Source organism: Sporolactobacillus sp. BBK16-2 (assembly GCF_059878335.1).
Genome location: NZ_CM187611.1, coordinates 2,917,876 through 2,941,184, shown reverse-complemented (window position 1 = coordinate 2,941,184; position 23,309 = coordinate 2,917,876). Strand labels below are relative to the sequence as shown.

Here is a 23,309-nt window from a genome sequence, read left to right as displayed (position 1 = left end):
AAGTTCATAATAGCATAGAGAATATGTTGTGGAGGGCTTGCTATGGTCTTTTTTAAACCATTAACCGCCGAAGATGCGGAGCAGTATCGCGCATTGAGGCTCGAAGCATTGACAAATAATCCGGAGGCATACGCATCGGACTTGAATACGGAACAAAATCGGACAATGGATCAAATTCGTAAACATCTGTCTGACCCCGATGTCTTGACTGTTGGCGGTTTCGATGAGGAACGACTGATCGCGATTGCATCACTGCATCGGGAAACGCTGCCGAAAATGGCGCACCGTGCAACACTCACCAGCGTCTATGTATCGCCAGAATACCGAGGTCAGGGCCTTTCCAGAAAAATCATCGAATTTATGATTGGTGATGTGATAAAAGACGGTGTTACCAAAATTTATTTATTTGTCGTCACGAACAATGAGCCTGCGATTCGCGCCTACAAAAAATTCGGATTTAAGATCTACGGCGAAGATTATGACGCAATGAAGGAAGACAGCGGATTTGTAGACGAGTATCTGATGGTAAAGTATATCTAAGCCCATTGAGCGGCCGGTGCTAAACGGCCGGAATCAGCTGCAGGTGACAAGTAGCCGCCAAGCGTTCCGGAATAAAGGGTTTCCGCTTCGTTCAGAACGAGAAAATCAGACGGTTTGATAAAATAGGCGGGCTTGCTGAAGCGGTATGCGCCGCTTTTCTCGAGCAGTGTTGAAACAAATTGAGAGCAAAAATAGGCATTTATTCCGCTTATTCTGCGGTGAAGCATGATGCCGATAATTCCCCTAAAATTATAGTGATAGGAGTCTCCGTAATCTTGAAAATAAGCGAGCAGAATACGAACTCGATAATAAGCGTTCTGAGTCATTGGAAGACGCAGAACGCTGATTTGCGTTACTTGATCCATTTCAGCGAACTGTTCCTCAATAAATCCGCCGTTAAGAAAATTCAGCTTGCTTTTCCGACCGAAACTGTAAGCGGTCATAGGCGAATCCAGAGAAATGGCCACGTGTGAATAGGTATCGCCGGTCCAAAGCCGGATGAGTTTTGCGGGCAGTGTCTTTGAGTGAGTAAGTAAGATATAAGCATACATGACGGGCAATCCTTTCAATCAATGTATCTATACTTTAACTTGCTGACGGATCTACAGGAATAAGCCTCAGCCATATATTTCTCTAAGACTTAAGGCCGATATCCGAACGGAGATATACTTGCACCTGTTCTCAGGATGGCATGAAAGATACCGACCGGCGTTGCCGATCGGTATTTAATAATTAATGAGTCTTGCTAAAGGCGGTTTCATCTTTCAGTTCATCGCGCAGTCCTTCTACGCTGTCCTTGCGTCGCTTGTTTTTTTCATGCAGCTGACGTTTTTCATCCTCGTTCATTTCATCGCCGTGCGCTTTTAAATAGTCATTGGTTTCGTCAATGTTTTGCTGCGTGTTACCGATGTTGTGGCCGATTTTCTCCCAATTGTCAGAACGATCATCTGGTTTTGCCATTGTTTCTCCCCCCTTTTTCGTCAATTATTATGTGATTGATGAGGATGTCTATACATACCAAACTTGGCCATCACTCCTAGACTGAGCAAAAAATTGTCATCATTTTTAGCCGGAAAAAACGTGAACAAGAGTGTTGACCACTAGGTCAATGCATGCTATAGTGTCATTGACCTAGTGGTCAAAGCGTGATCAAAAGGAGGTTCACTGAGATGCCGGTTATTGAATTGAGCCACATCAGTAAACGTTTTGGCAAGTTTGTTGCTGTGAATGATCTGTCCTTTTCTGTTGAGCAAGGTGAATTTTTCGGATTCATCGGACCGAATGGAGCAGGCAAATCGACAACAATGAATATGATGTTGAATTTTATTAAACGAAGCGGCGGGGAGATATCACTTCTCGGAAAAAATGTTCCGCAGCATGATCTGGAGGTCAAGAAAAGAATTGGCTATGTGCCAAGCGATGTCCGTTTTTATCCGCAGCTGCGCGTTCAGGATCTGATTCGCTATACGCTTGATTTTCATCAAATGAAAGGCGATCAGGCGGAGATTGATCGCTATTGTGAACTGTTTCAGATTGATCGCAAGAAGAAGTTCGGTGATCTGTCTTTAGGAAATAAGAAAAAGGTGGCATTAGTCTGCGCGCTCATTCATCATCCGGAGTTAATTATCATGGATGAACCGACGAACGGGCTTGACCCGCTGATGCATGCTCGGTTGTTCCGGGTGCTCAAAGAAAAGCAGGAACAAGGGGCGACCATCTTCCTCTCAAGCCACAACCTGAAGGAAGTTGAGGATTATTGTTCAAAGGTCGCGTTTATTCGCAGCGGTCAGCTGATCGGTGTTGAAGATCTGTCTCAAGTCAATAAGAAGATGAAGATTGTGATCCTGAAAGGAAGTAAGCTGCCACTCGATGAAATGAAGACAATTGGTGCGACCTGCACGAAAAAAGAGGAACATGAAGCGCGTTTTCTCTATGAAGGCGGCTTGCCGCAGCTGTTCTCAACCTTGTCGAATCTTTCAGCGGATCTTGAAGACGTTTCCGTTGCAAATCGTGATTTGGAAGAACAGTTCATGTCGATGTATGAACGTCAGGAGGGTGAACGATTATGACCTTGTTCAAGCTTGAATGCAGGACACACATAAAAACACTTTTAATTTGGATTGTTGTTGTCGGATTGCTGACACTTGGCTTGGTGTCATTATTTCCGGCAATGAAGGACATGGGTCTGCAACAGATGGACTTGAAATCAATGCCGAAGGATATGCTGAAGGCATTCAATTTATCGGATATGGCAGCCTTAGCGACAATCAAAGGCTACTATGGTTATGAATACCAGTATGTGATCATTGCCACCGGTATTTTCGCAGCGATGCTCGGAACCAATGCACTTGCCAGAGAAGAGGCGGAGGGAACAATCGGCTATCTCTATGCTCAGCCGATTACGCGTCTTTCCATCGTTGGATCGAAAATGCTCGCCAACAGTTTGCTATATACATTATACTGGGCAGTATCAATGGTCATTGCTTTTTTGGGATGCATCCTCTTCAAGGAGTCGGGAGCATCCGTTGCTGGGCTGTTTAAGAGCTTTGCACAATTAGCTTTTTCCGGATGGGTAATGGGCCTTACTTTTCTTGCGTTCGGTTTCCTATTATCGGCGTTCCTGTCCACAAATAAATCGGCGACTTCATTATCTCTTGGTATTGTTTTTCTTACCTTTATACTTGGTGTTGTGGGTAAGATGAATGATGATTTTCAGGCACTGGTTTTCTTCTCGCCGGTTGACACGGCGCTTCCGAGCACTGTTTTTAAGAATGGGATTGAATGGAAATACATTGTGACCGACCTGATTGTGATCGTGGTTTCTTGTCTGCTTGCGCTTTGGACATATAAGAGGAAGGATTTGAAAGTGTAATGGATGAAACGAAAGAAAAGGCTATTTTGAACGCTGCGATTCATGAATTTGCGGTAAAGGGATTTGACCGGGCATCGACCAATCAGATCGCAAAATTATCGGGCGTCTCAAAAGGGCTGATCTTTCACTATTTTGATTCTAAAGAGAAACTCTTTGAAGAAAGTGTGGATTATGCCATACGGTTTACAATGAAAGAGCTTGACTATGAGAACTGGAATTTATCGTCTGATATGCTTGCAGATATGCGGAGAATATGTGCCATGGAAATCAGTATTTATAAAAAATATCCAGATATTTTCCAGTTTATCATGAATGCATTTACTCGACCTCCGGAAAAACTGACGAAAAAAATGATTAGTCTATATAATGAATTGAATGCAATGACTCCGGATTTCGTTGGGGATACGATTGAAAAACTCGACTTGAAGGACGATGTAGACCCGAATCTTTTAAAAGAGGTACTGCTCTGTATTTTTAATGATTACAGTAATCGGACGATGACTTATCTAAAGAAACACCCGAATTCGAATATTGACGATCTCATGCCGTTCATCGACAGGGTGATTGCAATGATCGAAATAACCCTGCGTGGTTTGATCAAGAGTAATGAAGAACTGTGAAGTGAAGAAAAGAAAAGGGAGCGGGAGTATGATCGCGCGTGCGCGGTTAAAGTCCCGCTTTTTTAATTTTTACTATAAAAAAGTATATAAATTTTAAGGAAAATAGTATAAGTGCAACTATGACTTCGCCTTGCTAGAGGCTTGGCAAAGCCAAGTTTTCTAATCGTTTGATGCGCTGAACGTCTAATGATGTGTTTAAGGCATCTTCACGCAGAAGATCAATGCGGTCCAGTACATCAAAGTGCTTGTCTTTAATCTCTTGTTTCAATGCAGCAAATCCGGAGCGCATGTCATTCTCCATGTGATTTATTCGTGTGTCAAGCTGATCCATTCTTTATTCAAAGCTTGTATCACCATTTACAATTCATTTGCCATCGCGATCATCTCCTTTCTTTTTCATAAGTATAACAGCCATCAAATCAAAGGTACACTATAAAAAGGAGATCATTCGTTCGCTAAATGATCTCCTTTTTTACACAAATAAGAAAGTATAAGATTTTGCCTCGTATTTAAACGAATAAACAAGTGTCTTGGCCAAGAATCAAAGCGGAGGTGTGAGACGCCTGCGGGATCAGGTGCCAGCGAGATCCCGCAGATTTGTGCTTGTCTGAGGAGGCTTGCGGTGCGCCCGCGATCAGTTGATGCGAGCAACCGAAGCGATGATTCAGCACGAAAGCCATCACATCCTGTGAAAGTAAGGAACGGGCGCTTTTCGCCCGGTTTTTCTAATCTGTTTATGGTTTATTTTCTACGCTTATTCCGGCTGTTGCACACGGTTTCTGCTTGTGCCGGTTTCCAGAACTTCAACAACACAGTCAAGCGCGCCTTCAACGATATTTTGAATGGCTGTTTCCGTAAAGAAACCAACATGTGGTGTCAACAGGACTTGATCCATAGCGATCAACTTAGCGAGAAGCGGATCATCAAGCGGTTGTCCGCTTAGATTTTTGTTAATCACGGTTTCGTTCTCAAATGTGTCAAGCGCAGCCCCGGCAATTTCTCCGGTTGCGAGTGCATCAATAAGATCCTCTGTGTTGATGAGCCCTCCGCGTGCGATGTTGATAAGAAAAGCACTCTTTTTCATCAGTTTTAATGTATTTTTGTTGATCATATGCCGTGTTGAATCAAAGAGAGGCGTATGCAGGGATACAATGTCTGCTTCTTTCAGTACAGCCTCCAGCGATGGGCGATAGTCGAGAATTGATTTGACGCGATCGTTTGGGTATTGGTCGAAGCCGATAACCTTTGCCCCGAGTCCTTTGAAAAGCTCGGCGGCCGTGGCTCCGATGCGGCCGGTTCCCACGATGCCGACGGTTAATGAGCGGATTTCTTTAGAAAGCAGACCGGACCAGCGAAAATCTTGATTAGAGATGCGCTTCTGAAATTGTGGAATGTGGCGAACGAGCTGCATGGCCTGAGTGACTGCAAGCTCTGCTACGGCATAAGGCGAGTAGGCAGGAACATTTGTGACGATTAAGCCGTTATTTTCCGCTTCGGCCAAGTCAATCATGTCATAGCCTGCCGTGCGTGTCGCGATCTGCCTGATTCCATAGTCCTTCAGCTGTGCATACAGCTTCGGTCCGCCAAGCGCAATCGGCTGTTGAATGCAGATGCCGTCAAAGCTTTTTGCACGTGCAACGGTCTGTTCGGAGAGGAAGTCCGGTGTGGTCACTATGTCAACTTTATGTGATTCAGCCCAGTCTGCGATGATCTTCTTTTCGTGATCTTGTACGCCGTACATCAATAGTTTCACTATTTTTATCCTCCTTAAATCTAAACATGTGAATCTGTTCACAACAAGTGTATCGAAGTGTTCAAAATATGTAAACGGTTTCGATATAAAGCATAAACGCTGTTATGTAATAAAGTCGCAATGTGCAATTAAGAAATTGTTAAGGATTCGATGATAATCTATGTCTGAAAATTGTTACGAGCAAGGAGTTGTTTTATTGAAAAGAAAACATTTATATGAAATTGATTTGATGAGAGCGATCATTATGTTTGGTGTTCTCTCCGTCCATACAATGAGTATCTTTGACAGTCAGCTGAAAGGATGGACAATGAGCTCTGTGACGATGTCGGCGATTCATTCCTCAATGCATGTCACACGTATGGCATTCATGTTTATTACGGGATTTATTTTGTTTATCGTTTACGCCAACCGTGATTTGCGGATTGCAGATTTTTGGAAGAAACGCTTTTTGCTCATTGGCATTCCCTATTTGTTTTGGAACATTATCTATCTCTTGTTTCAGAATGATTATTTAATGCATACACGAGAGCCTCTATTTCAATTCCTGAATGATTTGTGGCTTGCGTTCATCCATGGGGATCAATTTTATATTTACTACGTTCTCGTTACGTTTCAATTCTATCTTGTGTTCCCATTTATGCTTCGCGGGCTGCAAAAGTTTAAAAAGTGGCATTTGCATGTGTTCCTATGGAGTGTGTATGTGCAATTGATCACAACGGTTTTTATCAAATTTGTGCTGCCTCATCTGGATACATCTAGCTGGCCGTACTTATTGTCTCATTACGGCGTGTTCGTCGTCACCTACCAATGTTATTTTGTACTCGGCGGCTTGGCAGCATGTCACTATAACGAGATTTGCACATTTATTGATCGGCATATCAAATTGCTGATCGGTATCCTTGCCGTCAGCTGGATGGGTATGTGCCTGCATTATTATTTAAACCGCGTCATCTTACATGAAAGCGATCGTGCTGCTCAGTCTGTGCATCAGCCTGTATATCTGCCCTACACTATTCTGATCATCGCTTTGTTGATTTTTATCGGAAGGTACTGGGCGAAGCGCAGGGAAACAGGGAGCGGGCCGGTGTTTAATCGATTCGTTCAGACCGCATCAATGACGTCGTTCGGTATGTATCTGGCGCAGCCTTTTCCGCTCTATTTGGTCGGTACTTATTTTGTACCCTATTTAAAAGTCGGTTCACTTGCTTTTTACTTGTCTCTGCCGCTTGCCATTCTTTTTGTTTACGCAGCATCTATGCTTATTGCCTATGCTTTTTATAAAACACCGATTCTGTCCTATTGCATTGGTCGTCGTTCAAAATGGCCGAGCCTGAAGCGGTCAAAGCCTGCAGCTTTGCCTGAAGAAACAAAATAAACGAATTAAAGGAGATAACGTCTATGTCACAATTAACACGCGAATTGCATGAGCATATGAAGCCAAGTGACAGATCTATGATAAATGAAGGCAATCATTGGTATTCGGCAGGCGAACTTCAATCCGAAATCAAAAGAATTCAAGCAATTATGGTGCATGCGGGGATTGAAAAAGGGGACAGGGTCGTTCTCGGACTGCCAAACTCCTATTCATTTCTTTGTTTCTTCCTTGCAATTATTGATTACGGAGCAGTTGTTGCAACCATAAATCCGGAAATGACGGATACGGAATTTAAACGATTCATACAGAGGTGCCGACCGGTTCACGGGTTCGTTCACGATCGGCATGCTGCCGTTTTATTCGATGACAGCACGGTGAATTCCTTGAGCTCGCTCTGCGTTTATCATGGGGATTTGTCGGATCTGTCCTTTTACTTCAGAACTAGTCAGCGCTGGATAAGAGGATGGGAAGCGGAGGCTGCGTTTGATACATGTACCTCTGTTGAGCCGTCTGAAGACGAAACGGCCATTCTTCTTTATACGTCGGGAACGACCGGGGCACCGAAGGCAGTCGGCCTGACACACCGGCAAGTGTATGCGGCAGCGCGGCATATTATCGCCTCGCACCGACTGAGCGCATCCGATCGTGCTTATAACATACTTCCGCTTTTTCATATCAATGCTCAGGTTGTCACCGTTTTGTCTACACTTCTTTCAGGAGGGCAGATCATAATGGCGCCAAAGTTCAGCGCGTCTAAGTTTTGGAATGTTGTCATCCAAGACAAGGTGACCTGGGTATCGGCGGTGCCGGCGATCATCTCGATTTTGCTTAAGATTCCGAAACCGACGGTCATTCCTGATTCTTTGCGTATGATCCGATCCGCGTCAGCTCCGCTTGCACCGCAGCTGGCAAAACAATTTGATGATGTCTTTGGCATTCCGCTGATCCAATCCTACGGTATGACTGAGGCAGCAAGTCAGATTTGTGTTAACCCGCTGCCGCCTATGAAACGTAAACCTGCATCGGTCGGGATTCCGTACGGCTTGGAATTGAAAGTTGTTGATGATCAGGATCAGGAACTGGCGTGCGGGAAAGTGGGAGAGCTTACGATACGCGGCGACAATGTGATCAGATGCTATGAAGACGGCGCAGGAAAGGACGCTTTCCAAGACGGCTGGTTTCACACCGGTGATGTTGGCTGGGCTGATGAAGACGGCTATGTCTTCATATCAGGAAGGAAAAAGGAATTAATTAATCGCGGAGGCGAGAAAATCAGCCCTTATGAAGTGGAACAGGTCATCCGAACGGTTTCCGGGATAAAACAAGCTGCCGTTATTGGGTTGGATGATCCAAAGTACGGAGAACGAGTTGCCGCTTATATTGTCGCTGAAGAGAAAGTCCAGACTGATCGGCAGGAACTTATACGGGCTGTTTGGGAGCAATGCAAGCGATCCTTATCCGCACACAAATGGCCGGAAACCATAGAATTCTTGCCCGAAATACCCACCGGACCAACAGGGAAAGTTCAAAGAAGCCTGTTAAAGCATCATTTGCTCGTTCAAAATCTTGAAATAGGGAGTATTAATAATCATGCGTAAATCAAAGCTGCTCGCTCTGTCACTTATACTCATTATCGGTTTTCTTGTCTCCGGGTGCGGAACATCATCATCGGACACCGGAAACAAAGTCATTCGCATCGGATACCAAAAAGGCGATGAATTTAACATTGCTCAGATCAGAGGAAATCTAGCCAAAGCGCTAAAGAAACAAGGATATAAAGTGGAGTGGAAAGAGTTCCAAGCGGGTTCGGCATTGCTTGAAGCGCTGCGGGCCGGAAGCATTGACTATGGTCGAACAGGAAATACGCCGCCGGTCGTCGCACAAGCATCAGGTACGGACATCGTCTACGTCGGCGTGGGAAAATCCAAAAATGTCGGCAGCGGCATTGTTGTTAAGAAAAACAGCTCAATTACATCGCTTGCCGATTTAAAAGGGAAGAAGATTGCTTTTTCAAAGGGATCCAGCTCTCATTATCTTGTAGTCAAAGCATTAAAAAAAGCAGGCCTAACATTGAATGATGTGCAGCCTGTGTACTTGCAGCCTGCAGATGCACGTATCGCGTTTGAGAAGGGCAATGTTGATGCTTGGGCAGTTTGGGATCCATTCACAGCGGCAGCACAGATTACCGGCAATGCAAAGATGCTTGTCAACGGCAAGGGGATTACGACTGATCGCGACTTCTTCTTGGCGAAACGCAGCTTTGCAAAAAGTCATACAAAGGTCACCAAAACAGTTATGAGTCAAGTATCAGAAGCCATGGATTGGGCAAATAGCCACCATACGGAATTGATTGCAAAGCTGGCGGATGCCCTCAAAATGGATAAGGACATTGTAGCAATGTCTGTCAATCGCCGCACCTATGGCATTGACAAAATGAATAGCACTATTCTCGATGAACAACAATCGATTGCGGATCAATTCTATCAATTAAAAATCATTCCGAAGAAAATCAATGTACGTGATGCGTTGCTGAGCAATTAAGGAGGCATAAATCATGAAAATCAATGTAAGAAAAGATTTGATGCATGTTCTCCCGTGGCTGATTCCGATCGTTTTGCTGCTCGTCTGGCAGGGATTATCGTCATTGGGAGTCCTATCCGCAACGGTGCTTCCTTCGCCGCTCGGTGTTATTCGTGCAGGGATTCGGTTGTTTAAAAGCGGGGAATTGATGAATAATCTCGGGATCAGTCTCTATCGCGCGATGAGCGGTTTCTTGATCGGGGGTATTACAGGCTTTGTTTTAGGACTGTGCAATGGAATTTTTAAAGTTTCCGACTCACTTTTTGATTCTTCTGTGCAAATGCTGCGCAATGTACCGCATCTGTCTCTGATTCCTTTAATGATTCTCTGGTTCGGCATTGGCGAGACACCGAAAATTGTCCTAGTTGCACTCGGTGTGCTGTTTCCGATCTATATTAATACGTATCATGGCATTAAATATGTGGATAAGGAATTAGTAGAAATGGGACAAGCCTATGGATTAAACGGATTATCACTTTTTACGCATATCATTTTTCCAGGTGCACTCTCATCAATTCTCGTCGGCGTCCGTTACGCACTCGGTGTGATGTGGACAACCTTAATTGTCGCGGAGACCATATCATCAAACTCGGGAATCGGCTATATGGCAATGAATGCACGAGAATTCATGCAGATGGATGTTATCGTCCTTTCCATTTTGATTTACGCATTACTCGGCAAATGTTCCGATCTGATTGCAAAACTATTTGAGAGGAGGTGGCTGCGTTGGTCACAGGTTTAAGACAGGCAGATGATCGACCGGTTACTGTACTTCATAGCCAAGATGAACTTTATGGATCGAAAAAGGTTGTGCTGGAATTGCGGAACATCCGCAAACATTATCAGGATCAGCAGGTTCTTAAAGGCGTCAACCTTACCATTCGCGAAGGCGAATTTGTCGCAATCATTGGGAGAAGCGGGTGCGGGAAAAGTACGCTGCTACGGCTGATTGCCGGTTTAGAGCAACAAACAGAAGGCGAAGTGGAACAGAACCGGCAGCCTCTGGCGGGGATCAATCATTCGGCACGCTTAATGTTTCAAAATGGCCGCTTTCTTCCTTGGAAAAAGGTGGTTGATAATGTTGGCATCGGCTTGAATGGCAATTGGAAAAAAAGTGCTGTGGAAGCACTGGAAGCAGTAGGTCTGTCCGGATTTGCTGATAAATATCCATTGACATTATCCGGCGGGCAAAAACAGCGAGTCGCGCTCGCGCGGGCATTAATCAATCAGCCGGAACTGCTCTTGCTTGATGAACCGCTCGGCGCGCTGGATGCATTGACCAGGATGGAAATGCAGGACTTGATTGAAAAGGTATGGAAAAAGCAGGGCCTGACCTGCATCCTTGTGACTCATGATGTGGAAGAGGCAGTTCGATTAGCGGATCGTGTTATTCTGCTTGAGCAGGGCGTAGTCAGCGAAGATCTTGCCATCCCTCTTGAGCGGCCGAGAACACGAACGTCGGCATCGTTTAATCACTATACCGAACAATTGCTTTACAAATTACTTACGCCTAAGAATAACTGATAAGAATTTGCTAGTCTGTGAAACGTGGGCTTTTTAATTGGCCTTTCGAAAGCATAAGCAGATTTCAATAAACAAAAAAATCGAGAGGATTCGTCTCCTCTCGATTTTTCATTTTGTTGTTGGGTGTAGGGTCTAGATGCCCTTGAATGCTTGACGATAGATTGCTTCCAGTTCGGTAACCAGCGGCATCTTCGGGTTGGCGGTCGTACATTGATCGCCAAATGCACGATCAGACATCTTTTCAACAGCTTTTTCAAAAGCTGCTTTGCTGACACCATTTGTTTCAATGCTCATCGGCATATTCAGCTCTTGAGTCAGTTTTTTAATCGCCTGAACGAGGTTTTCCACACTTTCTTCAGTCGTCTTTCCGCCTACACCGATGATCTGTGCAATCTCTGCATAGCGTTCATCGGCAATAAAGTGTTTATATTTCGGGAACGATGTGAACTTCGTCGGCTTCTGAGCATTGTAACGGATGACATGCGGCAAAAGAATCGCACAGCACCGGCCGTGTGCCAGATGGAATTCGTTGCCAAGCTTGTGCGCAAGGCTGTGATTGATTCCCAGAAATGCATTAGAGAATGCCATGCCCGCGATGGTTGACGCATTATGCATTTTCTCTTTTGCTAATTTGTCGCTGCTGTCCTTATAGGAGCGCGGCAAGTATTTGAACACGAGTTGAATTGCTTTGATACAAAGTCCGTCTGTAAAATCATTGGCCATGTTGGACACATAGGCTTCAATCGCATGCGTGAGCACATCCATACCGGAATCGGCGAGCACGCGCGGCGGTACAGTCATGACGAATTCCGGATCGATGATCGCCACATTTGGTGTCAGCGCATAGTCGGCGAGCGGATACTTCATATCATTTTCTTTGTCTGTGATCACGGAGAAAGAAGTCACTTCTGATCCGGTTCCCGACGTGGTTGGGATTGCGACGAATTTTGCTTTTTTACCGAGATCAGGGAATTTAAAGACACGTTTCCGGATGTCCAAGAACTTTTGCCTGAGTCCAAAGAACTCTGTTTCCGGGCTTTCATAGAACAGCCACATACCCTTTGCTGCATCCATTGCCGAACCGCCTCCCAGGGCAATGATTACGTCCGGTTTAAAGCTGCGCATCATTTCAGTACCTTTCATAACAGTAGTGACGGATGGATCCGGTTCCACATCAGAGAAAATTTCGTACTGGATCGGTTCATTTCGTTTTCTCAAATAGTGGACAACACGGTCGACGTAGCCGAATTTAACCATGCCCGGATCGGCAACGATAAAAGCGCGTGTAATATCCGGCATCACAGACAAATACTTGGTTGAATTTTTTTCAAAATAGATTTTCGGCGGAACCTTGAACCACTGCATGTTGTTGCGGCGATTGGCCATCGTTTTAATATTGATCAAGTTCGCTGTCCCCACGTTTGTGGATACTGAGTTGCCGCCGTACGTGCCGCAGCCCAAGGTCAGTGATGGAATAAAGTGGTTGTAAATGTCCCCAATACCGCCGAGTGACGATGGTGCATTTATGATCAGACGGCCGGCCTTCATCTTCATAGCAAAGGCATTAATTACTTTTTGGTCGTTTGAATGAATAACTGCCGAGTGCCCGATGCCACCAAATTCAAGCATTTCTTCACATCGCTGTAAGCCTTCTTCGGTTGTTTTCGCTTTGAAACAGGCGAGCACAGGACTCAGTTTTTCACGTGAAAGCGGTGATTCCGGGCCAACACTGTTCAGCTCGGCAATGATAACCTTAGTGTCATCCGGAACTGTGACGCCGGCAAGATTAGCAATGTATGCGGCCGACTTGCCGACAATTTTGGGATTGACGGCGCAACGCTTTTCATCAATGACCAGTGTCTCTACTTTTTTCCGTTCTTCATCATTTAAGAAGTAGCATTTGTTTGCGGTCATTTCTTGTTTGACCGCTTCATAGACTGCTGCGTCCACAATGACTGCCTGTTCCGAGGCGCAAATCATGCCGTTGTCAAAGGTCTTGGAAAGGATCAGATCGTTCACCGCCTGCTTAATGTCGGCCGTTTTTTCGATGTACGCAGGTACGTTCCCAGGACCAACGCCGATCGCCGGTTTGCCTGAACTGTAGGCGGATTTAACCATGCCTGAACCGCCGGTCGCGAGAATGAGAGCCACGCCGGGGTGATGCATCAGCTGCTGGGTTGCGGCAAGTGATGGTGTTTCAATCCATTGAATACAATTTTTCGGTGCTCCGGCACGTATCGCGGCATCACGAACCACGCGAGCCGCTTCGCTGCTGCATTGTTGCGCCGACGGATGGAAGGCGAAAATAATCGGATTCTTTGTCTTGATAGAGATCAGAGACTTGAACATCGTTGTCGACGTCGGGTTGGTCACCGGAGTAACGCCAGCGATGACACCAACCGGTTCGGCAATTTGAACAATTTCTTCATAAGGATCCTCGTTGATGATGCCAACGGTTTTGTTGGTTTTTATCGAGTTATAAATGTATTCGGTTGCAAAAATATTTTTAATCATTTTATCTTCATAAACACCGCGTCCGGTTTCTTCGACGGCCATTTTCGCCAATTGCATGTGCTGATCAAGTCCGGCCAGAGCCATTTGTCGTACGATCTCATCAATTTGCGTTTGGTCAAGCGGTTTAAATTCATCCAGTGCGGTCTGAGCATTCGTTACCAATTGATCGATCATCGTTTCCAATGTTTCTTTTTTCGAATCCTTTGGATGTAATGCTTGTTCTTCAATAGCCATATGGTGGTCCTCCTTCGGAAAATAGGGATCATGACTTTGTGAATTAATTCACATATATAATTTACTTTATAACCAGTGGATTGGCAACAATTACGAAAACGCTGTCACAAAGTGGCCATTTGATTTTGTCTGATTTGTGTCGAGCAAATAATTGAGGTTTTAAGCAACAGTAAAGTGGGTTGCATCTTTGTTGCGCAGTAGACGGAAGAGGTGCAATAACTCGTAAGATGTGCGGATGTCTGGACTTGTAACGAATCGAGAAAAAGTCGTAACGAAGACTCTCAAATTCGTAACGAACTAAGGAAAAATCGTAACGAACTTCTAAAAAGTTGTAACTAATTTCAAACGAAGAGCGGAAATTCAACCCAACACTCGAAAAGTTCAACCCAATCTCTGGAAAGTTCAACCGAAGAGAGAGAAAACCCATTCGTCTCAACTGCTATCCGCTTGTCCCGCTTTCTCGGTTGAAAAAAGCGAATTGAGCGCACCTGCTCAATTCAGCTTAGTCCATAAAGCATTGGCGACATTAATTTAATACCCGCCCGTCATATCGCTGAGCAGTCCCTCGTAATCGTAATTTGCCGTGCTTTTTTCAGAATCGACCTCCCATTTGTTTCCTTCCTTCTTAAGATTGATTTTATAGCTGTCGTCGGATGTCTGTGTATCAGTATTTTTAAACACCTCCCCAATATTTTTTGCCATGTACACATACCAGCCTTTCAGCGCAGCATCATAGTCCGAATATTTGCCGCGGTTGTCATCAATAAACTGATCCTTCAATTTTTCAATCTCGTCATACATGTCGTCGAGGAAAAGTACTTTTGGAGTAACTTCGACAACGGCTGAATCCGGAAGGGCTGTATCAACCTTTAGAACGACGCTTCCTTTTTCACGATTGGCGCTTTCAAAGGCTTCATAAATTTGATTGGTTTGCTCATCAGACAACTGATCATCGAGCTCGCTGCCCATATTTTTGATGAATACGTCTTTCATTTGCGCTTTATCTTTATTTGCATCATTGGCGACAAGGGTTGCGTAGTTCGAATCATCTTTTCCAAAGAAAACAGTTTGTATATAGGCGTTCATGGAATCCTTAATTTGCTGCTGATCGTCTTTGAACTTCTTGGTATTAATTTTTACAACAATTTCATCAACCTTTTTATCTCCTTTATAGACGTTTGGCTGAAAGTGCAGTTCATAGGTTTTGTTCTTGGCGACTCGAAACGGAATGTAGCCGGTTACGGTTTTATCTTTGGCAAGGGAGTCAGTGTCCAGCATTTTAAAGCTGCCTTCTGAATCGTCATAGATGGAGTCATCCACCGATACTTTTTCATTCTTGGAATCATAGAGTGAGAAGTCATCAGTGAGCAGATCCAGCGAATCGTCGGAGTGGTTGGTAATACTGATATTGAGCGCGAGCAGTGCGCTATCGTCGGAGTTTTCTTGACCATCCTTTGTAATATATTGGCCGTTTTTCACTGTCACCGTCGCAATATCGGATTTGCCTTCTTCTTTCTTACTGCTTGAGTTGCCGCATCCGGCAATGAGCAGCAGAAGTGCGAGTCCCATGATGAGCAAAAGCTTAAGTTTAATCGTCATCGCCCCCCAAAATTGTTTGAAGTTCGGTTTGTCATGAAACCGTCAAAAAGTCTACGGTCAGTTCTATGTGATCACCTTTAAAAATAGACTGGATCAGTTTGTACCATTTTCATCCGCATGAAAAAATGCAGCTTTGATTAAATAGGAGTCACTTCACGAATTTTGCAGCATAGAATGGGCAAATACGGAAGGAGACGTGAAAGCGATGCGATTAGGAAAAAGCAGCATGGTGATCATCGGCACGTTCGTACTTATATTAATGTTTCTTCTTATTCTAGTCGGTATAGGTCACTCGAAGTCTTCTCCAGAACACCTGCTTCAGAGCTTTAAGGAGACGATCAAGACTAACGATGCGTCAGCACTCAAGCAGCTGCTCATTTCAGATAATAAAAGTGCTGAAATTACGAAATCCTCATCTCAGGCACTGCTTAATTATTTGCGTACGCACAAGGGAGCCTATCGAGAAATAACCGACAGCCTGACAAAGGCGGCACAGACAAAAAAATTAGATTCGGACGGTGTCCTGAGTATCACGCAACAGGGACGACGCTATCTGCTTTTTAAAAATTATAAATTGAAGCTTCAAACGCAGCCGATTACGGTAACTGGGTTGCGCAAGGGTGAACAATTGGCACTCAATGCTGATCAACAGGGAATTGCACATAAGGGAACCAAGTATGGACGAATTCTTCCCGGAACCTATGTTCTTCAAAAACAGCTGACCAATGATTTAGGCATTTTTATAAAAAAAGAAAAAATAGCAGTGTGGGATCAACCGATAACAATCGACGTCAATTCGGCGATCTGGATAGCACGTGATGCGTCGGTGCAAAAAGCAGTGATTGAGCGCATTAATCAGTTTAACAGCGAAGTATCCATTTGGGAGACTTCTGAATATGTACCGACAAAACTTCCTTCTGCTTCGGAACAATTTAAAAAGACCCAATCGGCTGCACGAATGATGCAATTCGAACAAATAAAGGGACAATTGGATGAAGTTCAATCTGCCTATTTAGGGATGGTGGTTGATCCGGACAGCCTGACGCTGACGCATTTCGGGGATCAATGGAACGCCTCAGTAGATACTGTTGTTTCCTATAAATACGGTTATAAGCTAAAGAAAGAGAAACAAATGAAAGACGATTCCTATCAGCGAGGCATCAATTTCCGGCTGGTTTATGATAAAAATCAGAAGCGTTGGCTGGTAAATGGAATTTCCGATAATTATATAACGCTTCAAACGGCATCTCTATGGACACATAAAAAGAAGCTGTCCGTCCCAAATCCGGTTGTTCACACATGGCCTGCAGACAAACAGCCGAATTTGTAGGAATATAAACTGCTTGAAAACTGGACCCTATCTCCATGAAGTATGAATAGGTGTTATCCCCAAAAAGAAAAGCCCAATGAAAAGAGCGAGGCAGTCTCAAAATCCGTTTTGGACTTTGAGACTGTCTCGTTTCTATGAATAACATAAAGGCGAATTGATTGATGGCAGGTTTTGCCTGAATGGGCCATTCTTTTTTCTAATTCCGAACGTTTACCAAAATAAATTATATAGCGTTCGCTGTTTCGTTGACGGCGGCTCCTATCTGCTGATATAATGAACGATGTAAAAAAAGAGTTTTATTTTGTCTGCATACGTCGAAATTAATTTTCAACATGTCATCATGAGTATTGCATTTATTCTATTCGCTTCATTGGCTTTGAAGCTTTTTTATTTTGGGTTCATAGCCGTTCATCGACAAATATTGGCGGATGCGGACAAAATAAGAAAATGAGGGGGATTATTGTGAACGAGAATTGGTTGTCACGTTATTTTCAATTTTCCGAGTTAAAGACAACTTTAGGCCGTGAAACACTTGCTGGTTTGACTACCTTTATTTCCATGGCGTACATATTGTTCGTCAATCCGAGTGTTCTCGGTGCATCAGGCATGGATAAAGGTGCTGTATTCACAGCAACCGCGATTTCCAGTGCGCTTGGCTGCTTGATCATGGGTATCATAGCTAAGTACCCGATTGCAATAGCACCGGGGCTTGGTGTTAACGCATTTTTTGCTTATTCAGTATGCATCGGCATGAAAATTCCGTGGGAGACGGCACTGGCCGGCGTATTCATTGCATCGGTAGTGTTCTTTCTGATTACGATTTTCAAGCTTCGTGAAATTATTATTGACGCAATTCCGCAAAGCCTGAAGCTGGCAATGGCTGCAGGTATTGGCTTATTCATCGCATTTATCGGCCTTCATGAAGGCGGTTTGATCGTTGCCGACAAAGCAACGACAGTAGCTTTCGGACCGCTGAATGTCGGCACAACTTGGCTGACCATCTTCGGATTGATTGTCACGATCATCCTTATGGTTCGAAAAGTTCCCGGTGCTATTTTCATCGGCATGGTTCTGACTTCGATTGTGGGCATCATTTTCAAACTGATTCCGCTTCCGTCTTCGATTGTTTCGACTGCGCCTAGCCTCGCGCCTACTTTCGGCAAGGCAATTACACATGTTCCGGACATTAATACATTACAGCTCGGCGTTGTTGTCCTGACGTTCCTGCTTGTTACATTCTTTGATACGGCCGGCACGCTGATCGGACTTGCTGAACAAGCCGGATTCATGAAGAACAACAAAATGCCGCGCGTCGGACAAGCACTGCTTGCTGACTCGACATCAATGCTTGCAGGTTCTGTACTTGGTACATCACCAACCTCTGCTTACATTGAATCATCAACAGGTATTGCAGTCGGCGGACGTTCCGGATTCACTGCGGTTGTTACCGGTATTTTGTTCCTGTTCGGCATGCTGTTCTCGCCGCTGCTGTCTGTTGTTACGTCACAAGTAACCGCACCTGCGCTGATCATTGTCGGTGTACTGATGGCATCTGCTTTGAAACAAATTCCTTGGGATAAATTTGAAATCGCGGTTCCTGCATTCCTGACTGTACTCGGCATGCCGCTGACGTACAGCATCTCTGATGGTATCGCACTTGGTTTCATTCTTTACCCGATCACGATGATCACGGCAGGACGCTGGAAAGAAGTTCATCCGATTGTCTACGTACTGTTCTTTGTTTTCATCGTCTTCTTCGCATTAATCTAAAAGCGATCTTTTTAAAAGCCTTCCTCATTGAGGAAGGCTTTTTTGCAGGTAAAGAAAATTTATCGTTCTGCCCTGCTGACGATGAGCCTCATAAGCTGCTGATTCCCATCTGTTCTTAGCGGTTGGGCGATGAGGTAAGCGCCCAATCTGATAAATAGACGGAGAAATTACCCTTATTTAGAAAATGAGCGAAAAAATCGCTTAAATAGACGGAAAAATTCCGCTTATCGAATCGAAAAACATGAAAATAGAGAGCTTTGCTTTGCATAAGCGGAAAAATTACCCTTATTTACCGGCAAAATAAGCTCCATGGTGATATAAGCGGAAAATTTCCGCTTATTTTATTCGTTGCTTATAAGGATCAGAATGCTTAGTGAAACAGAAGTAGGATGTGCCAGAAGTTGCCTGCGGGCTCGCTGTGCACCCGTGGTCGCGCTCAGTTTGCCCGGTTTTTCTAACGCGACCTGTGCGCACCTGCCTAAAGCAGAACCGATGTCCCTTTTCGATTCAAAACATTTTTCGCGGCATAATGCATTTTGCAGATCCCTGTATTGCCGAATACATGCACCTCGTCAGTGACATGATAAGGATAATCTATCCTAAAGGGCGTGAATGAAATGGCTGCTTTAATCATTGCAATTTTGTTTTGGATTCTTGGAATGGCTGTGCTCTGTGCAAGCTTTTATCTGACGAAAGAGATGAGACAGGCTGGTGACCACTTAATTGTGGAAGCGGAGCATGAGAAGGGAAAGGATGATTCTGCAAGTATAGCCATGGCGATCGAAGCAAGCTTCCTGAAGCGTATTCCAAGTTACATGATTCACATGGTGACAGGGACCATCGGTGCAACATTGATTGCGCTTGGCTTTGTCGCGCTTGCTTTTTACGTTCATTAATGAAGTGTCGATGAAGCCTGTCGAAGCAGCAGGTTAATTGATATAATAAAAATATGAAATTTCGATAAAAGACGACATTTAACGCGTGCAGCTGCGCGTGATTGACATGGAGCGGTGAACATTCATTGGGAAAACGAAAGCAAGGGAATTCGGATAAGCGATCAAACATTACGCTATTGAAAAAGCAATTTACTGTCGGAGAAGATGAGACCATCAATCAATGTCTCGAACGGATGAAAGCCGAAGGATACGCGCCGATCAGGCGGACAGAGCGTCCGATTTTTCGAGAAACGGAATCAGGACCGGAATGCATCGGTCGGCAATGTGTTTTCGACGGAAAATTGATTTCGTCAAAAGGCGAACAATAGTACGAAACATTTCATCTAATGTTCGATAATCCGGTTGACATGCGGTGAATGTTGTTGATATGATGAGAGGGTCAAAAAGAAAAGCGAACCCTCATATATTTTTGGGAATATGGCCCAACTGTCTCTACCTGGCGACCGGAAATTGCCGGACTATGAAGGGAAAATAGCAACGTTTTGTTGGAAGCCGCTGCCCGCGGTAAAAGACCAGACGGTTGTTTTCTCTTCATTTTCAGGAAAACAGCTGTTCTGGGCTTTTTATTGTCTGGATTTTGAATGTGTTTAAAGAGCCTGAGAGACAGAAAAAGAGCTGATGATGTCGATTCGGCTCGACAATGTGTTCGTTCACGCTCTTTTTAAATGCTTTTTATTTGGGAGGCAGTATTGTGAGTCAAGCAGTAGTTGGTGTGATTATGGGAAGCAGCTCCGATTGGGAAACCATGAAGAATGCGTGCGATGTTTTGGATATGATGGACATTCCTTATGAGAAGAAGGTTGTGTCCGCGCACCGTACACCGGATTTAATGTTTGAGTATGCGGAGACTGCACGCGAACGCGGAATCAAAGTGATTATTGCAGGTGCTGGCGGAGCCGCGCATTTACCGGGTATGACCGCGGCAAAGACGACCTTGCCGGTCATCGGCGTTCCTGTGAAATCCCGAGCGCTCAGCGGTATGGACTCATTATTATCCATTGTTCAGATGCCGGCCGGCATTCCGGTGGCAACTGTAGCAATTGGTGCATCCGGGGCGACCAATGCCGGTTTACTCGCTGCTCAGATGCTCTCGGCATTCGATGATCAGTTGAAGAACCGTTTAGAAGACTATCGTGAATCTCTGGCCAAGAAGGCAAAGGAAAGTGATCTGAAATGAAGCAGAAAACGATCTTGCCGGGACAAACCATCGGCATTCTCGGCGGCGGACAATTAGGACGGATGATGGCGATCAGCGCGAAACAAATGGGCTATCGGATTGCCGTACTTGATCCGACTAAGGATTGCCCGTGCGCGCAGGTCGCGGACATCGCAATTGTTACGGATTACGACGATCCGGAAGGCGCAAAGAAAATGGCGGCATGTGCTGATGTCGTCACGTATGAATTTGAAAATGTAGACGTTCAGACGGTGGACTACCTGCAGGAGAACAGTTATCTTCCTCAGGGCGGTCACCTGCTTGAAATAACCAAGGACAGACTGAATGAAAAGGCAGCAATCCGCGAAGCGGGTTTACCGGTTGTTCCTTATATGCCTGTCCGTAATCATGATGAATTGGAAAAAGCTATTGCTGAAATCGGATTTCCGTCCGTACTGAAAACAACTCAGGGCGGCTACGATGGAAAGGGCCAGTACGTTCTCAAATCTGAATCAGATTTAGAGGAAGCACGCCCTTATATAGGAAAGACTCCTTTTGAACTGGAAAAATGGCTTCCATTTGAAAAAGAAATCTCTGTTATTGTTGTACGCAGCACGACCGGGGAAACCTCTGTATTCCCGGTTGCTGAAAACATACATCGTCATAATATTTTGCATCATACTCTAGTGCCGGCGAGAATACCTGAAAGTCTCCGCGTTGAAGCAACCGAACATGCGTTGCAGCTTGCGGAAGCCCTCAAGCTCGTCGGCACGCTTGCCGTCGAAATGTTTGTCGGCACGGACGGAAAGGTGTACGTCAATGAGACCGCACCGCGTCCGCACAACTCCGGACATTTTTCAATTAATGCCTGCGAGACGTCTCAGTTTGAACAGCATGTGCGTGCGATCTGCGGTTTGCCGCTGTCCAGCACGCAGCTGCTCAAACCGGTCATTATGATCAATATTCTTGGCGAGCATGTCCAGCCGGTTTTGGACAAAATTGATTTATTGAAATCCGCGCACCTCCACTTATATGGAAAAGACGCGGCGAAAACCGGACGCAAGATGGGTCATCTGACGATCCTGGGTGACAGTGTTGATGAAGCAATTGAGCAAGCAGAGAGATTAGGAATATGGAAAATTGAACAGGAAGTGGGTAAGCATTCATGATTGATCGGTATACACGGCCGGAAATGGGCGCAATTTGGACAGAAGAAAACAGGTACAGGGCATGGCTTGAAGTCGAAATTCTTGCCTGTGCCGGTTGGTCGGAACTCGGAGAAATACCAAAGGAAGACGTTGAAAAGCTGAGGAAAAATGCGACATTTACGGTTGATCGCATCCATGAGATTGAACAACAGACGCGTCACGATGTTGTAGCGTTCACACGAACCGTTTCCGAATCGCTAGGCGACGAAAAGAAATGGGTACATTACGGTCTGACCTCGACGGATGTTGTGGATACCGCTCAAGGCTACCTGCTGAAGCAAGCAAATGAAATTTTGGAAAAAGATATTGAACAGTTTATTGAAGTCATCCGCCAGAAGGCGAAGAAATATAAAAATACGGTCATGATGGGCCGTACGCACGGGGTTCATGCCGAACCGACAACCTTTGGCCTTGTTTTAGCCCTGTGGTATGAAGAAATGAAACGCAATCTGGAGCGTTTCAAACGCGCAGCCGACGAAGTGCAGTACGGCAAAATTTCCGGTGCGGTCGGCACGTATGCCAATATCGATCCTGCTGTTGAAACCTATGTGTGCGAACATCTCGGGATTAAGCCGGCGCCGATCTCAACACAGGTGCTTCAACGTGATCGTCACGCACACTATATGTCCGTGCTTGCGCTGATTGCGACCTCAATTGAGAAATTCGCGGTTGAAGTACGCGGCTTGCAGCGTTCGGAGGTTCGCGAAGTTGAAGAATATTTTGCAAAGGGTCAGAAGGGCTCATCGGCAATGCCTCATAAACGCAACCCGATTGGTTCGGAAAACATGTGCGGACTTGCCCGCGTGATTCGCGGTTATATGCTGACTGCCTACGATGATGTGCCGCTTTGGCATGAACGCGACATTTCACACTCATCGGCAGAACGGATCATCCTTCCGGACGCGACCATCGGCTTGGATTACATGCTCAATCGTTTCTCAACGATTATTGAGAAGCTGACTGTTTTCCCGGAAAATATGAAACGCAATATGAAGCGTACCTTCGGCTTGATCTTCTCGCAGCACGTTCTGCTTGCCTTGATTGAAAAAGGAATGAGCCGCGAAGCTGCTTATGATATTGTTCAGCCGAATGCAATGAAGTCATGGGAGACGGAAACGCCATTTAAAGAAATCGTTGAAGGTGATGCGCGTATTACCGATCAATTGACTCAGGCTGAAATCGATGCCTGCTTTGATGAAACCTACCACCTGAAAAATGTTGACTTTATCTTTGAACGTCTGGGTTTGAACGACTAAATCTGTATCTTCAGCGAAAAGG

General features: G+C 45.0%; 22 protein-coding genes and 1 riboswitch. Of the genes, 16 read left to right on the top strand and 6 right to left on the bottom strand.

Going from position 1 to position 23,309, the window contains the following annotated elements:
- Nucleotides 1-42: 42 nt before the first annotated feature.
- On the top strand, nucleotides 43-540 hold the full coding sequence (locus tag AC6F33_RS14555) for a GNAT family N-acetyltransferase (RefSeq protein WP_255749090.1): 498 nt from the start codon (nucleotides 43-45) through the stop codon (nucleotides 538-540).
- Here AC6F33_RS14555 and AC6F33_RS14550 read toward each other — a convergent pair.
- Together AC6F33_RS14550 and tlp are read right to left on the bottom strand one after the other, a co-directional pair.
- Nucleotides 537-1,091: a C40 family peptidase gene (locus AC6F33_RS14550; protein WP_500777350.1), complete on the bottom strand. Its 555-nt coding sequence runs from the start codon at nucleotides 1,089-1,091 to the stop codon at nucleotides 537-539. The two genes, AC6F33_RS14555 and AC6F33_RS14550, sit on opposite strands and share 4 nt — an antisense overlap.
- A 181-nt stretch (nucleotides 1,092-1,272) precedes the next feature.
- Nucleotides 1,273-1,500, bottom strand: a complete 228-nt coding sequence (gene tlp, locus AC6F33_RS14545) for a small acid-soluble spore protein Tlp (RefSeq protein WP_255749088.1) — start codon at nucleotides 1,498-1,500, stop codon at nucleotides 1,273-1,275.
- 209 nt (nucleotides 1,501-1,709) lie between these two features.
- Between tlp and AC6F33_RS14540 the strand changes: the two genes are divergently transcribed.
- From AC6F33_RS14540 to AC6F33_RS14530, 3 genes are read left to right on the top strand one after another with little or no spacing between them, the layout of a single operon-like run.
- Complete coding sequence (locus AC6F33_RS14540; protein ID WP_500777349.1) at nucleotides 1,710-2,609, top strand: ABC transporter ATP-binding protein; 900 nt, start codon at nucleotides 1,710-1,712, stop codon at nucleotides 2,607-2,609.
- The gene (locus tag AC6F33_RS14535; RefSeq protein ID WP_500777348.1) at nucleotides 2,606-3,412 is read left to right on the top strand and encodes a DUF2705 family protein; all 807 of its coding nucleotides are present in this window, start codon (nucleotides 2,606-2,608) and stop codon (nucleotides 3,410-3,412) included. Before AC6F33_RS14540 ends, AC6F33_RS14535 begins: the two co-directional genes overlap by 4 nt.
- Nucleotides 3,412-4,032 carry a TetR/AcrR family transcriptional regulator gene (locus AC6F33_RS14530; protein WP_500777347.1) on the top strand — a complete coding sequence of 207 codons (621 nt, stop codon included), beginning with the start codon at nucleotides 3,412-3,414 and terminating at the stop codon, nucleotides 4,030-4,032. Before AC6F33_RS14535 ends, AC6F33_RS14530 begins: the two co-directional genes overlap by 1 nt.
- Nucleotides 4,033-4,165: 133 nt before the next feature.
- Here the strand turns inward: AC6F33_RS14530 and AC6F33_RS14525 are convergent, their stop codons facing one another.
- Nucleotides 4,166-4,333, bottom strand: a complete 168-nt coding sequence (locus AC6F33_RS14525; RefSeq protein ID WP_500777346.1) for a hypothetical protein — start codon at nucleotides 4,331-4,333, stop codon at nucleotides 4,166-4,168.
- Nucleotides 4,334-4,786: 453 nt separating this feature from the next.
- Nucleotides 4,787-5,785, bottom strand: coding sequence for a D-2-hydroxyacid dehydrogenase (locus AC6F33_RS14520; RefSeq protein WP_480948735.1), 999 nt, complete (start codon nucleotides 5,783-5,785; stop codon nucleotides 4,787-4,789).
- Nucleotides 5,786-5,981: 196 nt separating this feature from the next.
- Here AC6F33_RS14520 and AC6F33_RS14515 point away from each other — a divergent pair, with 196 nt between their 5' ends.
- From AC6F33_RS14515 to AC6F33_RS14495, 5 genes are all read left to right on the top strand, one after another.
- Nucleotides 5,982-7,160: an acyltransferase gene (locus tag AC6F33_RS14515; RefSeq protein ID WP_480948734.1), complete on the top strand. Its 1,179-nt coding sequence runs from the start codon at nucleotides 5,982-5,984 to the stop codon at nucleotides 7,158-7,160.
- A gap of 23 nt (nucleotides 7,161-7,183) precedes the next feature.
- Nucleotides 7,184-8,758, top strand: coding sequence for an AMP-binding protein (locus AC6F33_RS14510; RefSeq protein WP_500777345.1), 1,575 nt, complete (start codon nucleotides 7,184-7,186; stop codon nucleotides 8,756-8,758).
- Nucleotides 8,751-9,701: a sulfonate ABC transporter substrate-binding protein gene (locus AC6F33_RS14505; protein WP_255749080.1), complete on the top strand. Its 951-nt coding sequence runs from the start codon at nucleotides 8,751-8,753 to the stop codon at nucleotides 9,699-9,701. Before AC6F33_RS14510 ends, AC6F33_RS14505 begins: the two co-directional genes overlap by 8 nt.
- Nucleotides 9,702-9,714: 13 nt before the next feature.
- Nucleotides 9,715-10,482 (top strand): aliphatic sulfonate ABC transporter permease SsuC, encoded by a 768-nt coding sequence (gene ssuC, locus AC6F33_RS14500; RefSeq protein ID WP_255749079.1) that lies wholly within the window; start codon nucleotides 9,715-9,717, stop codon nucleotides 10,480-10,482.
- A gap of 68 nt (nucleotides 10,483-10,550) precedes the next feature.
- A complete protein-coding gene (locus AC6F33_RS14495) occupies nucleotides 10,551-11,264 on the top strand; it encodes an ATP-binding cassette domain-containing protein (protein ID WP_255749123.1) in 714 nt (237 codons plus the stop codon).
- 132 nt (nucleotides 11,265-11,396) lie between these two features.
- Here the strand turns inward: AC6F33_RS14495 and adhE are convergent, their stop codons facing one another.
- Nucleotides 11,397-14,012, bottom strand: a complete 2,616-nt coding sequence (gene adhE / locus AC6F33_RS14490; protein WP_500777344.1) for a bifunctional acetaldehyde-CoA/alcohol dehydrogenase — start codon at nucleotides 14,010-14,012, stop codon at nucleotides 11,397-11,399.
- 531 nt (nucleotides 14,013-14,543) lie between these two features.
- Nucleotides 14,544-15,611, bottom strand: a complete 1,068-nt coding sequence (locus tag AC6F33_RS14485) for a DUF5105 domain-containing protein (RefSeq protein ID WP_480948732.1) — start codon at nucleotides 15,609-15,611, stop codon at nucleotides 14,544-14,546.
- Nucleotides 15,612-15,816: 205 nt separating this feature from the next.
- Between AC6F33_RS14485 and AC6F33_RS14480 the strand changes: the two genes are divergently transcribed.
- The 7 genes from AC6F33_RS14480 to purB all read left to right on the top strand — a co-directional run bounded on the left by AC6F33_RS14480 (nucleotide 15,817) and on the right by purB (nucleotide 23,287).
- Nucleotides 15,817-16,941, top strand: a complete 1,125-nt coding sequence (locus AC6F33_RS14480; protein WP_500777343.1) for a YvbJ-related protein — start codon at nucleotides 15,817-15,819, stop codon at nucleotides 16,939-16,941.
- Between the two features lie 477 nt (nucleotides 16,942-17,418).
- Nucleotides 17,419-18,711: an NCS2 family permease gene (locus AC6F33_RS14475; RefSeq protein ID WP_255749122.1), complete on the top strand. Its 1,293-nt coding sequence runs from the start codon at nucleotides 17,419-17,421 to the stop codon at nucleotides 18,709-18,711.
- A gap of 617 nt (nucleotides 18,712-19,328) precedes the next feature.
- Nucleotides 19,329-19,607, top strand: coding sequence for a hypothetical protein (locus tag AC6F33_RS14470; protein WP_255749074.1), 279 nt, complete (start codon nucleotides 19,329-19,331; stop codon nucleotides 19,605-19,607).
- Between the two features lie 125 nt (nucleotides 19,608-19,732).
- Nucleotides 19,733-19,975: an NETI motif-containing protein gene (locus tag AC6F33_RS14465; RefSeq protein WP_370646126.1), complete on the top strand. Its 243-nt coding sequence runs from the start codon at nucleotides 19,733-19,735 to the stop codon at nucleotides 19,973-19,975.
- A gap of 71 nt (nucleotides 19,976-20,046) precedes the next feature.
- Nucleotides 20,047-20,148: riboswitch (purine riboswitch) on the top strand.
- A 159-nt stretch (nucleotides 20,149-20,307) separates the two neighbouring features.
- Nucleotides 20,308-20,844, top strand: a complete 537-nt coding sequence (gene purE, locus AC6F33_RS14460) for a 5-(carboxyamino)imidazole ribonucleotide mutase (RefSeq protein WP_370646125.1) — start codon at nucleotides 20,308-20,310, stop codon at nucleotides 20,842-20,844.
- Complete coding sequence (gene purK / locus AC6F33_RS14455) at nucleotides 20,841-21,992, top strand: 5-(carboxyamino)imidazole ribonucleotide synthase (RefSeq protein WP_255749073.1); 1,152 nt, start codon at nucleotides 20,841-20,843, stop codon at nucleotides 21,990-21,992. Before purE ends, purK begins: the two co-directional genes overlap by 4 nt.
- Nucleotides 21,989-23,287 carry an adenylosuccinate lyase gene (gene purB / locus AC6F33_RS14450; RefSeq protein WP_255749072.1) on the top strand — a complete coding sequence of 433 codons (1,299 nt, stop codon included), beginning with the start codon at nucleotides 21,989-21,991 and terminating at the stop codon, nucleotides 23,285-23,287. The genes purK and purB overlap by 4 nt, the downstream gene beginning before the upstream one ends.
- The last annotated feature ends 22 nt before the right edge of the window (nucleotides 23,288-23,309 follow it).

What these genes read in the sequence shown, in the direction of transcription:
- AC6F33_RS14555 (WP_255749090.1), top strand. Translation starts at nt 43, where the DNA reads ATGGTCTTTTTTAAACCATTAACCGCCGAAGATGCGGAGCAGTATCGC.
- AC6F33_RS14550 (WP_500777350.1), bottom strand. Translation starts at nt 1,091, where the DNA reads ATGTATGCTTATATCTTACTTACTCACTCAAAGACACTGCCCGCAAAA.
- tlp (WP_255749088.1), bottom strand. Translation starts at nt 1,500, where the DNA reads ATGGCAAAACCAGATGATCGTTCTGACAATTGGGAGAAAATCGGCCAC.
- AC6F33_RS14540 (WP_500777349.1), top strand. Translation starts at nt 1,710, where the DNA reads ATGCCGGTTATTGAATTGAGCCACATCAGTAAACGTTTTGGCAAGTTT.
- AC6F33_RS14535 (WP_500777348.1), top strand. Translation starts at nt 2,606, where the DNA reads ATGACCTTGTTCAAGCTTGAATGCAGGACACACATAAAAACACTTTTA.
- AC6F33_RS14530 (WP_500777347.1), top strand. Translation starts at nt 3,412, where the DNA reads ATGGATGAAACGAAAGAAAAGGCTATTTTGAACGCTGCGATTCATGAA.
- AC6F33_RS14525 (WP_500777346.1), bottom strand. Translation starts at nt 4,333, where the DNA reads ATGGAGAATGACATGCGCTCCGGATTTGCTGCATTGAAACAAGAGATT.
- AC6F33_RS14510 (WP_500777345.1), top strand. Translation starts at nt 7,184, where the DNA reads ATGTCACAATTAACACGCGAATTGCATGAGCATATGAAGCCAAGTGAC.
- AC6F33_RS14505 (WP_255749080.1), top strand. Translation starts at nt 8,751, where the DNA reads ATGCGTAAATCAAAGCTGCTCGCTCTGTCACTTATACTCATTATCGGT.
- ssuC (WP_255749079.1), top strand. Translation starts at nt 9,715, where the DNA reads ATGAAAATCAATGTAAGAAAAGATTTGATGCATGTTCTCCCGTGGCTG.
- adhE (WP_500777344.1), bottom strand. Translation starts at nt 14,012, where the DNA reads ATGGCTATTGAAGAACAAGCATTACATCCAAAGGATTCGAAAAAAGAA.
- AC6F33_RS14485 (WP_480948732.1), bottom strand. Translation starts at nt 15,611, where the DNA reads ATGACGATTAAACTTAAGCTTTTGCTCATCATGGGACTCGCACTTCTG.
- AC6F33_RS14480 (WP_500777343.1), top strand. Translation starts at nt 15,817, where the DNA reads ATGCGATTAGGAAAAAGCAGCATGGTGATCATCGGCACGTTCGTACTT.
- AC6F33_RS14470 (WP_255749074.1), top strand. Translation starts at nt 19,329, where the DNA reads ATGGCTGCTTTAATCATTGCAATTTTGTTTTGGATTCTTGGAATGGCT.
- purE (WP_370646125.1), top strand. Translation starts at nt 20,308, where the DNA reads ATGTGTTCGTTCACGCTCTTTTTAAATGCTTTTTATTTGGGAGGCAGT.
- purK (WP_255749073.1), top strand. Translation starts at nt 20,841, where the DNA reads ATGAAGCAGAAAACGATCTTGCCGGGACAAACCATCGGCATTCTCGGC.
- purB (WP_255749072.1), top strand. Translation starts at nt 21,989, where the DNA reads ATGATTGATCGGTATACACGGCCGGAAATGGGCGCAATTTGGACAGAA.